Here is a 12,740-nt window from a genome sequence, read left to right on the forward strand (position 1 = left end):
TCAAAGATTTTCAGATTCCTCGTGATTCGGTTCGTAAAAACTGAAGCTCACGTTTCCGTATTTTCTGGTATCAACCAAATTCGGGTGGTCAAATTTCATCCTGCTTTGGTGTTCTAACACTAAAACTCCGTTTTCTTTGAGGTATTTATTGTTTAAAACCAGGGAAATAATTTCCTGATACTTCTTTTCTTCCATTTCGAAAGGCGCATCGGAAAACACGATTTCAAAGGACTTTTTATTCCTGAATTTTTTCAGCCAGTCGAACACATCTCCGCGCTGAACATTCACCTGTAAAGCCATATCCAGTTCAGCAGCTGTTGCATTAATGAAAGCGGTATGTTTTGGGTTCATTTCTACAGAAGTTATATCCTGGCAGCCTCTGGAAGCAAATTCAAGCGTAATGGAACCGATGCCTGCAAAAAGATCAAGCACGGAAACCGACTGCATGTCATACGTGTTTTCCAAAATACTGAAAAGTGCCTCTTTTGCAAAGTCTGTGGTAGGCCTTACGTCAAAATTTCTCGGTGCTGCTATCTTCTTGGCTTTCCATTTGCCGGATATGATTCTGTACATAATGTTGGGTTGTAGATTAAAGTAAATATCAGGAAATGATGCCTGATATGGTTCTGCAATCTAATTTAATATAAAATTTTTATTCGGAATATTATCGTAGACGATTTTCAGATTTTTCACAAATTTCTGTAATTCTGAAATGAAAGTTTCATTCTCCGTAGTTTCACCGTAGGCAAAGAAATGGGTTTCATTGATCCCGAAACCGATTTTGCTTAAAGTAAACATGATGAAATACAGAAAATCCACCTCAGAATTCACATCCAGATTGTTGTATAAGATAATTTTTTTCTGGTCAATGGCAAAAAATTCACACTGATTATGATAAAGGTTGATATGAATCTCCTTATTGTTTTTATTCTGAATGGAATTCAGAAACTTTTCACCCGAAAAATTAAAGTTTACAGGCAAAGCCAGGTCTTTTATTTTTTTATAAAAATTCTTCGGAAAGGTGTAATAAAACTGAACCTTAAATTTCTCATTGATCGACAGCATCAGCTCTTCTTTTTCCTTATCAACGGGAGCATTAAAAGCAATCAGGTCAAATCCTGTTTCATGTTCGGAAAAGCCTTCCGGCATCAATGTAAAATGGTTGAGCGCGGAAATAACATGAATTTCATCAAACCGCTGTTTGATCAATACTTCATCCAGCTGATCTGCAATAAGATTCTCCGGAGATTCTTCATCTTTGAAGTAGGATTTTTCCTCCACGATGCTTTTGTTTTTAGCAATCTGGTACGTCAATCCGTCTTTGGTGAAAAGTAAATTAAGTATGTTCATAGTTCAATTCCTGCAAATTTAGTGAAATTCTACCATTACAGCACCCGATTGATGGTGAAGTATTTCCTTATTGTAAAAATCAAGTCCGGTCTGGCTTTCAAGAACGTCTAAAACCATCCTCTGAAGGACACCATCGCCAATTCCGTGTACGATTTCCAGTCGCTTAAGATGGTTTTTCCTGCAAAAACTCAACGTTTCGAGTAATCTTTCCTTCTGAATAAAAAGCCTTTCAAAACTGTCGTAATCATTAGGATTTTTAACGAGATTATGAAAATGCAGATCCAGAACCAAAGCGTTTTTCTGATGCTTTTTAGAAATATTCTTTTTAGGCTCCGCTTTTTTTACAATTTTGATATTTTCATATAAATCGGAAATCTTCGGAACCAGCTTTTCTTTCGGATACTGATAGGTAAAGCCGTACTCATCTTTAAAGACAACAATATTTCCATTGACCGAAGTTACAATTCCGCTCAAATCTTCATCCACTACAGAAACTTTATCTCCAATTTTCATAGTACTGTCATTGCGAGGAACGAAGCAATCTCTTACTATTCTTAACTCCTCATTTTTTTTCTTAATGGTTTAAAAATTATTTTAAAACTTCGGTCCCAATTCAATAACTTCCAGATCCCTGATTTCTGCACCGTCAATTACGAAACGCATCATCGTTCTTACCTTATGCCATCCCTGCTTTCCACAGGCTCCCGGATTCAGATGCAGCAGATTGTTTTTCGGGTCAGACATCACTTTTAAGATGTGAGAGTGTCCTGAAATAAATAATTTTGGCGCTTTTGAAATAATTTCCTGTTTTGCCAAAGGAGAATATTTTCCGGGATAGCCACCGATATGGATCATCAGAACTTCCACATCTTCACAAAAGAAACGATTCACCTCGGGAAATTCCGAACGTATTTTTGCATTGTCGATATTTCCGTAAACGCCTTTTAGCGGCTTTATTTTTTCCAGCTGTTCAATTACCTCCATGCTGCCGAAATCTCCGCCGTGCCATATTTCATCCGCCTGACCTGCATATTCTAAAATTCGGTCGTCGATATATGAATGGGAATCGGAAAGGAGCAGGATTTTGGTCATTGAATATTTGAATTTTGTACAAAGATAAGTTTAAATTAAATTATTTCATTGAATAGATACGGATGTCATTCTGAATGAAATTTTGCGGAGCATTATGAAAAGAAGAATCTAAAATATGTTCAAATTTTATTTAAAAGCAAAAGGCGCAGAGATTAATTGATTAGTTTAAACAACCTTTATAAAAATGATTCAACGCAGGAGATTGTAAACGGCTTTATTTACTACATTTGAAAAAATTTAAAAAATGAAGCAGAAACTTTCTATTTTCCTTCTTTTGCTGACGGTTGGTTTGGCCAATGCGCAGGTTGAAGAGAAAAAACTGGATGAATTGGTACAAAATACATTGAAAACATTCGATGTTCCGGGAATGTCGGTTGGAGTAATCAAAGACGGAAAAGTAATTTACTCTAAAGGATTTGGTGTACGTTCTTTAACGACCAAGCAGCCGATGGACGACAATACGCTGGTCGGCATTGCCTCCAACTCCAAAGGTTTTACCTGTACAGCCCTTGCAATTTTAGCCGATGAAGGAAAATTGAACTGGGATGATAAAGTATCAAAATACATCCCGGAATTCCAGATGTACGATCCCTATGTTTCCCAAAATGTAACCATCAAAGATCTGGTAACGCACAGAGCCGGATTAGGACTGGGGCAGGGAGACTTGATGTTCTTTCCGGAAGGAGGAAATTTAACGGTCAACGATATTGTTCACAATGTACGGTATTTAAAACCGGAAAATCCTTTCAGAACCACATTAGATTATAACAACATCATGTTCATTGTAGCAGGAGAAGTGATCCACAGAATTTCCGGGTTAAGCTGGGCTGAATTTATTGAGCAGAGAATCATGAAACCGGTTGGGATGACATCCAGTTTCGGAAGTTACAACAGGGCAAAGGCGGTTGCCAATAAAATTGACGCACACGCTCCGGTTGACGGAAAAGCCATCGCTGTTCCTCACGACTGGAATGAAACGGCCAATGCAGCCGGAGGAATTATGAGCAACATCAAAGATATGATGCTTTGGGCAGAATGTCTTCTTAATAATTTCACCACCAAAGACGGTAAAAAATTGGTTTCCGATAAAAATGTACAGCAGCTTTGGAGTCTCCAAATTCCTGAAGCAGTTGCTGCTAAAAATCCTTATGACACCAGTTTCTACGGATATGGGTTAGGCTGGTTTTTAAGTGATGTGAAAGGTCATAAACAGGTTCAGCATACGGGAGGATTGATCGGTACGGTTACGCAGTTTACCTTAATTCCGGATATGAAACTGGGAATTGTCGTATTAACCAACCAACAGTCCGGAGCGGCGTTCAATACGATTACTAATACGGTGAAAGACTCTTACCTGGGAATTGCAGACCGAAACTGGCTGAAAACCTACGGCGAAAGGATGAAAAAAATGGAAGAAAGTTTTAACCAACAGAAAAAAGAAGCGTTTGCAAAATCGGAAGCTTTCAGAAAAGATAAAAACCTTCAGCCAAAAGCAGAACAATTTACCGGAACGTACACTGATCAATGGTTTGGAGATGTGGAAATTTCCCAGCAGGGGAATAGCTACAGAATCGTATGCAAAAATTCTCCAAGATTAAAAGGCGAGCTGCTTCCGTATTCCAATAATTCTTTCATCATCAAATGGGACGACAGAAGCTATGATGCCGATGCCTACATTATTTTTGATTATGATGAAACGGGAAAAGCCCGGTCGGCGAGATTAAAACCGATTTCCGATGTGACGGATTTCAGCTTTGATTTTGATGATCTGGATTTGAGAAGGAAATAAATTAACCGCAAAATCTTTTTAACACATAAGTCACATTAGATTAAAGGATAAAGCTTTGCGTATATTTAGAACACATAAGTCTTTAAAAATCTTTGATTTTTTTCTAATGTGTTCTAAAACTATTTTCAATATTTAAAAAAAATCTTCTGTGACTCATGTGTTAATTTCTCCGTGAAATCTGCGCGATCTGTGGGAACTTTTTTAACCGCAAAAGTGGCAAAAGATGTTAGGCTGTATAAAGATGTTGAATTCTTGATGTTGAAAAGCGTACAAAAGTGAAAAATCTTTGATTTTTTTTTCTAATGTGCTCTGAAATATTTTCAATATTTAAAAAAAATCTTCTGTGACTCATGTGTTAATTTCTCTGTGAAAATCTGCGCAATCTGTGGGAGATTTTACCATAAATATTACAAACACTTTTAAACACATAAGTCACATTAGATTAAAGGATAAAGCTTTGCGCCTATTTTAGAACACAAAAGAATAAAAATTGAAGATTTTTTAATCTATTTGATCTTTTTAATTGGTAGCCATCAACTTTACATATAAGTCAAACTCATCTTTTGAGACTTTTGTGGTTATATAAAAAGTAGACAGAATTATATTTTAACATTAAGAAGTTAAGATATTTTCTTAATTATCTTAATTTAAAATCAATGTATTGATTTCTTATATTTTAGGTGTAATAAACTAAATTTCTTAATGTAGAATTAAGAATAAACAAAGTTTATTTGAATGAAGCAAATTAAGAAAAATGTCTCAAAAATTATTACGTAAAATTTAAACAGAATCTCGATGTTTTATTTAATCTTTCCGGGATCGTAGAAGAAGATCAATCTCTTTTTGGCACCGTCAAATTCCGACCACGAATTGCAGTCGATCTCAAAACCCGCAACGCCGCAGGTCGGGAAATGGAAAATATCTTCGGAAATAGAATTCGCGAAATTGGAAATCCCGTTGTTGTGAGAGAAAAACGCTACGGAATTCACGTTGTCATCCAGATCATAGATCACCGATTCAAAATTGCTTTCCGAAGGATTATACAGCTTCTCATTCGTTGTAATATTGATGTTGTAGGACTGGTTGAAAATTTTGCACGTATTCAATGCACGCACGGCGGGGCTCGAGACAAAATAATCGATCGCCACGTTATTATTTTTCATGAATCGGGACATATGCATTGCTTCTTCCAACCCCTTGTCTGCCAATGGTCTGTCGAAGTCTTCCGTTTCTTCCGGCCAGTCGCTCTTCGCATGTCTTACAAGAATGAGTTTCTTCATATTTTCGTTTTTAGAAAATTAAAATTATAAAAAAATTAGCGGAATAAACATGATTTATAAAAAAAATGTGTTTGGAATAAAATCATTAAAATTTACTAAATTTGCAAACCTATGGGACAAATCCTTGCAATAGACTATGGAAAGGCACGTTGTGGTATCGCTGCAACCGACGATATGCAGATCATTGCAAGCGGTCTGGATACGGTATCGACGCCGCTTCTCACTGAATTTTTAAAGAAATATTTCAGCGAAAATAAGGTGGATGAAGTCGTGATCGGGCTTCCTGTAGACCTGAAAGGAAATATCTCCGAAGTGGAAAACGACATTTTGCAGTTCATAGAAATTTTTGAAAAAGAATTTCCGGCTGTTAAGGTCAACCGCTTCGATGAGCGATTTACATCCAAGATGGCTTCTTTTTTTATCTCCCAGAGCGGAAAGAATAAAAAACAGAGGCAGCAGAAAGGATTAATAGATAAAGTAAGTGCAACCATCATATTGCAGAATTTTTTAGAACAAAGAACAAGATGATTTTACCGATAAGAGCCTTTGGTGACCCCGTGTTAAGAAAAGTAGGAAAGGATATTGACAAAGAGTATCCCAACCTGCAGGAACTGATTGAGAACATGTTCGAGACCATGTACAGTGCCAATGGAATTGGGTTGGCGGCCCCGCAGATCGGGCTGGATATCCGTCTGTTTGTGATCGATGTGAGCCCTTTGGCGGAAGACGAGGATTATGAGGACATCAAGGACGAACTGGCAGAATTCAAAAAAGTGTTCATCAATGCGAAAATCCTTGAAGAATCCGGGGAAGAGTGGAAGTTCAACGAAGGATGTCTTTCTATTCCGGATGTGAGAGAAGATGTGAAGAGAAAAGGTACGATCGTGATCGAATATTATGACGAAAATTTTGTAAAACATACAGAAACTTTTTCCGATATTAGAGCCCGCGTAATTCAGCATGAATATGATCACATTGAAGGAATTTTGTTTACAGACCACCTCAGCGCGCTGAAAAAGAAGCTGGTAAAAGGGAAGCTGACCAAAATTACCCAGGGTGACGTAAGCATCAATTATAAAATGAGATTTCCAAAATAGTTTACATTAAGAATAAAGAAAATTAGAAAAGCAAAACGTTGTCACACCGAGCTTGTTGAAGTGGAATAGCCGATTGCAGAATTTACAAAAAATAAAATTATGCTGTTAGAAAAAATAATTTCAATTTCAGGAAAACCAGGACTTTACAAATTAGTTTCTCAATTAAGAAACGGATTTATCATTGAAGATGTTACCACGAAGAAAAAAGTAAGCATCGGGAACTCCAGCCAGGTAAGCTTACTGGATAATATCGCCATGTTTACCTTTGATAAAGAAGTTCCTTTGTTCGAAGTTTTTGAAAATATTGCAAAAAACTATGAGTACAAGGAAGCCATCCACCACAAAGCAACGGATGCTGAACTGAAAGAATTCATGACGGCTTCTCTTCCAAACTACGATACCGAAAGAGTATATGCTTCCGATATCAAAAAGCTGGCGCAGTGGTACAACATCCTTCAGAAAGCAGGATACATCACTCCGGAAAGCTTTGTAAAAGCAGAGCCTGAAACTTTGGATGGCGAACCGGCAACGGAAGAACTCAACGTAGAAAAAGAAGCGCCTAAAAAAGCAGCCCCAAAAGCTGAAAAGCCGGCCGCTCCAAAAGTAAAAGCCACTTCTGCAGCCAAAGCCGCTCCGAAAAGCACGCACAGAAAACAGGGATAATTATTTATCTTACTTAAAATATGAACCTCATCAGATTTGATGGGGTTTTTTGTTTTGCGATAAAATAAAAAAATTCTATTAATAATTCAGTGAAAATACGGATTGCCGTAAAGATGAATAAATTCTTATTATTACATTTGGTAATGAAGATATAAGTGAAATTGAATTCAATAGTTCAATACATTTTATTTTATAAAGATTTAATAAGATTATTGTGTAGTTATATGACTCATAACCATAATCTAACCTTAAATAACATTTATATGAAATTAGCTATAATAATAGAGGGAATTCAAAACTCTGGTAAGACTTCAACGATATTACATTTTGTTAATCAATATCAAAATCGTACTTTAAAGCAATTACGTGCTGGTTGGCAGAATTTATTTATCAATCCTTTAATATTTTCAACTTTAAAAGTTAATCCATATGTAATTTCATCATCTCCTTCTGAATCTGGTGTGAAACTTGGTCAAAGATTTCAAAATTACAAAGGATTACCTGATATTTTAATTTTAGCTGAACAATTGAACGGTAAAAATCAGCTTGACACAGAAGCTTTCTTGATAAATAATGGCTATAACATTATAAAGCATCAAATAAATAATATTAATGGTAGCTCCGATTGGGAAAGGTTTGATAAATCAAATAAAGTTCTAAAACTTACAAATAGGTCTAATGAAATAATGCTTGATATTATAAATTTTATAAAAATTAATAATATTATTTGAAATACATACTAACTGTGAAAATTTAATGTTATATCCTGAAATCTAAAAATCAATGAATTGGAGTATTTTTAATATTAAATACGATAAGCAAGAAACGTGGGCGTTTGAACAAATGTCATATTTGCTTTTTTGTGCAGAGTTTAATAATAGGATAGGGTTATTTCGTTACAAAAATCAAGCAGGAATCGAAACAGAACCAATAGAAAAGGATGGAAAGTATTATGGCTTTCAATCTAAATATTATACGACTTCAATAGCTGACAACAAAAGTGATATCATTGACTCAATAAAAAAAGCTAAGTCTAAAAACATGCATTTAGACGAATTACTTTTTTATACTAATCAGGAACTTTCTGAAAGCAGCAACAAAAACAAAAAAAAGCCACAGTATCAAATAGATATTGAGAATGCCGCAAAAATAGCCGGAATTGTAATTCAATGGCGTGTTCCAAGTCATTTTGAAGTACAATTGTCCTTGCCAGATAACAAATACATCAATGACATTTTTTTCAGTCTTGACCCAAACGAAGGATATTTGCTTGATGAAATTTCTAAACACAACGAGAATATTTTACAAGCAATTCAAACAGAAATATCATTCGCAAACAAACAAATTAAAATTGACCGAAGTTCTGTTGTTGAAGCAATTGCAAACACTTCTCAAAATAAAAAAAACATAATTATTTCAGGTGAAGGTGGCTGCGGTAAAACCTCGATTTTTAAGGAGTTTTATAATTCTTGCTTTAAGATAATACCGATTTGTGTTTTTAAAGCAAATGAACTTAATGTAAATCATATTAATGACGTATTTTACTTTGACCACAAATTTACATTTGCTCAGTTTCTCAATGCTTACAAAGATGAGCCACTTAAAATATTTGTCATTGATTCCGCAGAAAAACTCGCAGAGATTTCTAATAACGATATTCTTACCACACTAATACAAAAGTTAAAAGAGAATGATTGGAATGTCATTTTTACAACACGTTACGCATATCTTAACGACTTAACTTTTCATATTAAGGAGAATTATCAGCTGCCATTTGACGTAATTGACGTTTCTTTGATTAATGCTGATGAATTAAAATCAATAGCAGATGAATTCAAATTCTCACTTCCCGACAATCAAAAATTCTTAGAACGCCTTAGAAACTTGTTTTATCTAAGAGAATATGTTCAACAGTATTCAAACATTGACAAAAAGGGAAATTATAATGAGTTTATTGATTTGCTTTGGAAAAAGAGAATACAAAATACCATAACAAAAGATAACTTAAATCTTGAAAGGGAAAGGTGTATTATCAGCATTGCTAGACAAAGATGTGAAACAGGACGATTTTATATCAATATAGATAATTTGCCACAGTCTGCATTGTTTCAATTAAGACAAGACGAAATACTTGGATATGACGACGTTCATAATGGTTATTTCATTACTCATGACATTTATGAAGAATGGACATTAAACAAAATAGTTTCCCGAAGTTTTTCAAATTATTCAAACACAAAAGAATTTTTTGAAGACTTAGGAAATTCATTACCTATTCGTAGAGCGTTTAGATTGTGGTTATCTGACCATTTATCTGAAAACAGTAAAGAAATTGAAAGTTTTATACAAAGTGCATTTACAAACAGTGAGGTTACACAATTTTGGAAAGATGAAATTTTAGTTTCCGTTTTATTGTCAGATTATTCAGAGGCATTTTTTAACTTTTTTGAGAAAGAAATTATTGCAAATGATTTTAACATACTAAAACGAATTCTGTTCTTACTAAGAATTGCCTGCACTGATATTTCAGCAATTCAAAATATTGAAATTATAAAACCAAAAGGTAAAGGTTGGGAAGAAGTAATTTCTCTTATTCACAAACATAAATCTGACTTTTTTGACAACAATTTAAAACTTGTTTTACCAGTTTTAACTGATTGGTGTGACTTCAACAAAACAGGAGAAACAACAAAATACGCTGGCTTGTTAGCGTTGAGTGTTATTCAAAAAACTGAAACTGAAGAAAACTTCTATATGCACGAAGTTGCAGAAGAAAATATTTTGAAAGTAATTTTTAATGCAGCCAATGAAATTGAAACAGAACTAAAAGAAATATTTGAAAAAGTTATTTCTAATAAATGGACGGAACACAGAGACCCGTACGAAGGACTTTGCTCTAAAATTTTAGAGAAACCATATATAGCAACGGAATTAATTAAAACACTTCCGCTATCCGTAATTCAATTGTGTGATTTGTTTTGGCAAAAACAAGACAGATTTGGATATGATAGAGATACAATGGAGAGTAGATATGGCTTAGCAGGAAAACACGAATTCAATTATTTTCCTTCAAGTGCAAATCAAACACCAATAAAATGGTTATTACAAATAGAATTCTACAAAACTCTTGATTTTATAATAGATTTTACAAATAGAGCTGTTGAATCTTATAGCAAATCTGATTATGGAAAAGAGGATGTCGTAAAAATTACAATACACATTAATGGAACTGAAGTTATACAATATGTAAGTAATTCTATTTGGGGCATGTATCGTGGCGTTGGTGGTCCCGTTGTCCCATATCTATTACAGTCAATACATATGGCATTTGAAAAAACTCTTTTAGAATTTTCTCAAATATTAAAGTCAGAAATAATTCAGAATATACTTCTAAGAATTCTTACTCAATCAAAATCAGCTTCTCTTACCTCTGTTGTTTGTAGCATTGTGCTCGCAAATCCTGATAAGTTCTATGATATTGCGTTGATCTTATTCAAAACAATAGAACTATTTCATTTTGATACAATTAGATGCACAAATGAATTCCAAGCAAAATCATTGTATTCAATTGGGTATGGTATGGATAAAATTAAAGATTTTCTATATGCGGATGAAAGATTAAAATCGTGTGAGGATAAGCATAGGAATACAAATTTAGAATCATCATTTTTGAATTATCAACTTTTGGGAGTAAAGGGATTTACAGAGCAGCAAAATAGAGAATTTATAGAAAAATTGTATAATATAATTGACCAACATAAATTGAACGCTTTAACAAGTAAATCTTATGGGATTTTATTGGCGAGAATGGATAGACGAAATCTAGTACCCAAAGTAACTAAACAAGATGAAAATAATTTGCTAATAGAGTTTAGTCCTAAAGAACTTTCTGATGAACACCGAAGAGAAAGTGAGCAGGCTCATAGTCAATACGAAGAAATGTTCAAATATTCAGAACTAAGACTTTGGGCTGACTTCTTTAAAAATAATAGAGATCAAAAGAAAATGTCTAAATATGATGAGGATCCTATTTTAGCACTACTGGAAACCAAGAAACTTGTAGAAGAACTGCAAACAGGACGAAATATAAATGGAATATTTAATGATTCCATACCTGCATTTGTCTGTTCTAAATTATTAATTGAGTACAAAAACAAACTATCAGTAGAAGATAAATTATTTTGTAAAGAAATAGTTCTTTCTAGTATATCAAAAGTTTTCTCTGATCACTATGACTACCAAATAAGTGATGGAGTCGAAGCGTCTTTCCATGCAATACCAACATTGATAGATGAATATCCAGATGAAGCAGAAGAATACGTTTTTGTTATGGTTTTTGCTCTCTTGGATCAAACATCTATAGGAGCTTACAAAAGAATATGTGATTACGTAATAGAATCAATTCACAAGTCAAAATTATGGGAACAAAATTTTAAGATCGCACAGTCAATTCTATCTGGATATGTGAAACTCGAACCTGTTTATAAAAGTATTCTCTCCGGAAAAAGGAAAGAAATTGGTTGGGAAGAAATTTCTAAAAAATACATATTGGAAGAATTTGAAAAGAGAAATCCTGATATAATTTTTGAAGATCTATCATTTAATTTTATTGATATTCCTACATCTGATGTTTCTGTATTAGAAGTTATACTTCAATTAATTCCTTCTGATACAAGACATATAGTTCATTTAGATATTTATGAAAAATTGGCGCCTATATTAGCTTCTGAGTTATTAACAGACAGAAAGAACAAAGATGATTTTAGAGATGGTACTAATATTTATTTATTGCGTAAGAATATTTTTAAAAATTTTGCTTATTTCATTTTACAAAGAAGAATAAGTGAAATTGATAAGTTTTTGAAGCCATTTGTTGATTTGTTTTCTTCAAATGAAGAAACAGCTTCATTCATAGAAGAATTAGTAAGTGCAGAAGATTACTTATATAATTATGAACAATTTTGGCATATTTGGAATTACATAACCCCAAAAATTAAAGAGTTATGCAGGATTCCACGTGGCTATTATTTAAAAGAAATTGTAATAAACTACTTATTCGCATGGCGTTGGTGGCGCGATGGAATTGAAGAATGGAGAAGCTTAAAGAAAGAAAATTTGATACTTTATACAAATGCTTCGAAAGAGATGGGAAATATTCCAGCTGTTTTGTATTCCATTGTCAAAGTTTTAAATTCAATCGGTACAAATTTTAAAGACGAGGGCATTGATTGGATTTATATAATTGTGTCAAACAACAAATCTTTACATCTTGGTGATTTAGAATCCAATACTCTATATTATCTAGAAAATTTTTTAAGAAAATATGTTTTTATCAATAGGCAAAAAATAAAGAAAGAAATTAAACTAAAAAATAAAATAATTCCAATATTAGACTTTACAATTGAAAGAGGTTCTTTACATGGATATTTATTAAGAGAAAGCATTCTTTAAATAATATATAGAACCTCA

At 33.6% G+C, this 12,740-nt stretch carries 11 protein-coding genes; 6 read left to right on the top strand and 5 right to left on the bottom strand.

Annotated features, from left to right (window positions below; translation table 11 throughout):
• From BUA76_RS14215 to BUA76_RS14230, 4 genes are all read right to left on the bottom strand, one after another.
• On the bottom strand, positions 1 to 573 hold the full coding sequence (locus BUA76_RS14215; protein ID WP_072885463.1) for an RsmD family RNA methyltransferase: 573 nt from the start codon (positions 571 to 573) through the stop codon (positions 1 to 3).
• 60 nt (positions 574 to 633) lie between these two features.
• Complete coding sequence (locus BUA76_RS14220) at positions 634 to 1,350, bottom strand: DUF3822 family protein (protein WP_072885464.1); 717 nt, start codon at positions 1,348 to 1,350, stop codon at positions 634 to 636.
• Between the two features lie 18 nt (positions 1,351 to 1,368).
• Positions 1,369 to 1,863, bottom strand: a complete 495-nt coding sequence (locus tag BUA76_RS14225) for a Smr/MutS family protein (RefSeq protein WP_072885465.1) — start codon at positions 1,861 to 1,863, stop codon at positions 1,369 to 1,371.
• An 81-nt stretch (positions 1,864 to 1,944) separates the two neighbouring features.
• Positions 1,945 to 2,442 carry a metallophosphoesterase family protein gene (locus tag BUA76_RS14230; protein WP_072885466.1) on the bottom strand — a complete coding sequence of 166 codons (498 nt, stop codon included), beginning with the start codon at positions 2,440 to 2,442 and terminating at the stop codon, positions 1,945 to 1,947.
• Between the two features lie 244 nt (positions 2,443 to 2,686).
• Here BUA76_RS14230 and BUA76_RS14235 point away from each other — a divergent pair, with 244 nt between their 5' ends.
• The gene (locus BUA76_RS14235) at positions 2,687 to 4,231 is read left to right on the top strand and encodes a serine hydrolase (protein ID WP_072885467.1); all 1,545 of its coding nucleotides are present in this window, start codon (positions 2,687 to 2,689) and stop codon (positions 4,229 to 4,231) included.
• Between the two features lie 800 nt (positions 4,232 to 5,031).
• Here the strand turns inward: BUA76_RS14235 and BUA76_RS14240 are convergent.
• The gene (locus BUA76_RS14240; protein WP_029298721.1) at positions 5,032 to 5,511 is read right to left on the bottom strand and encodes a SixA phosphatase family protein; all 480 of its coding nucleotides are present in this window, start codon (positions 5,509 to 5,511) and stop codon (positions 5,032 to 5,034) included.
• Between the two features lie 111 nt (positions 5,512 to 5,622).
• Between BUA76_RS14240 and ruvX the strand changes: the two genes are divergently transcribed.
• From ruvX to avs4, 5 genes are all read left to right on the top strand, one after another.
• Positions 5,623 to 6,039, top strand: a complete 417-nt coding sequence (ruvX, locus tag BUA76_RS14245) for a Holliday junction resolvase RuvX (RefSeq protein ID WP_072885468.1) — start codon at positions 5,623 to 5,625, stop codon at positions 6,037 to 6,039.
• Positions 6,036 to 6,608, top strand: a complete 573-nt coding sequence (gene def / locus BUA76_RS14250) for a peptide deformylase (RefSeq protein ID WP_072885469.1) — start codon at positions 6,036 to 6,038, stop codon at positions 6,606 to 6,608. The genes ruvX and def overlap by 4 nt, the downstream gene beginning before the upstream one ends.
• A gap of 99 nt (positions 6,609 to 6,707) precedes the next feature.
• Positions 6,708 to 7,271: a DUF5606 family protein gene (locus BUA76_RS14255; RefSeq protein WP_072885470.1), complete on the top strand. Its 564-nt coding sequence runs from the start codon at positions 6,708 to 6,710 to the stop codon at positions 7,269 to 7,271.
• 263 nt (positions 7,272 to 7,534) lie between these two features.
• A complete protein-coding gene (locus tag BUA76_RS14260; RefSeq protein ID WP_143149916.1) occupies positions 7,535 to 8,002 on the top strand; it encodes a hypothetical protein in 468 nt (155 codons plus the stop codon).
• A 52-nt stretch (positions 8,003 to 8,054) separates the two neighbouring features.
• Positions 8,055 to 12,722, top strand: a complete 4,668-nt coding sequence (gene avs4, locus BUA76_RS14265) for an AVAST type 4 anti-phage nuclease Avs4 (RefSeq protein ID WP_072885472.1) — start codon at positions 8,055 to 8,057, stop codon at positions 12,720 to 12,722.
• Positions 12,723 to 12,740 lie beyond the last annotated feature (18 nt).

Origin of the sequence: Chryseobacterium takakiae (assembly GCF_900129385.1) — a bacterium.
Taxonomy (GTDB): Bacteria; Bacteroidota; Bacteroidia; order Flavobacteriales; family Weeksellaceae; genus Chryseobacterium; species Chryseobacterium takakiae.

Excerpts from the sequence above, each read along its gene's own strand:
- BUA76_RS14215 (WP_072885463.1), bottom strand. The coding sequence starts at position 573 with ATGTACAGAATCATATCCGGCAAATGGAAAGCCAAGAAGATAGCAGCA.
- BUA76_RS14220 (WP_072885464.1), bottom strand. The coding sequence starts at position 1,350 with ATGAACATACTTAATTTACTTTTCACCAAAGACGGATTGACGTACCAG.
- BUA76_RS14225 (WP_072885465.1), bottom strand. The coding sequence starts at position 1,863 with ATGAAAATTGGAGATAAAGTTTCTGTAGTGGATGAAGATTTGAGCGGA.
- BUA76_RS14230 (WP_072885466.1), bottom strand. The coding sequence starts at position 2,442 with ATGACCAAAATCCTGCTCCTTTCCGATTCCCATTCATATATCGACGAC.
- BUA76_RS14235 (WP_072885467.1), top strand. The coding sequence starts at position 2,687 with ATGAAGCAGAAACTTTCTATTTTCCTTCTTTTGCTGACGGTTGGTTTG.
- BUA76_RS14240 (WP_029298721.1), bottom strand. The coding sequence starts at position 5,511 with ATGAAGAAACTCATTCTTGTAAGACATGCGAAGAGCGACTGGCCGGAA.
- ruvX (WP_072885468.1), top strand. The coding sequence starts at position 5,623 with ATGGGACAAATCCTTGCAATAGACTATGGAAAGGCACGTTGTGGTATC.
- def (WP_072885469.1), top strand. The coding sequence starts at position 6,036 with ATGATTTTACCGATAAGAGCCTTTGGTGACCCCGTGTTAAGAAAAGTA.
- BUA76_RS14255 (WP_072885470.1), top strand. The coding sequence starts at position 6,708 with ATGCTGTTAGAAAAAATAATTTCAATTTCAGGAAAACCAGGACTTTAC.
- BUA76_RS14260 (WP_143149916.1), top strand. The coding sequence starts at position 7,535 with ATGAAATTAGCTATAATAATAGAGGGAATTCAAAACTCTGGTAAGACT.
- avs4 (WP_072885472.1), top strand. The coding sequence starts at position 8,055 with ATGAATTGGAGTATTTTTAATATTAAATACGATAAGCAAGAAACGTGG.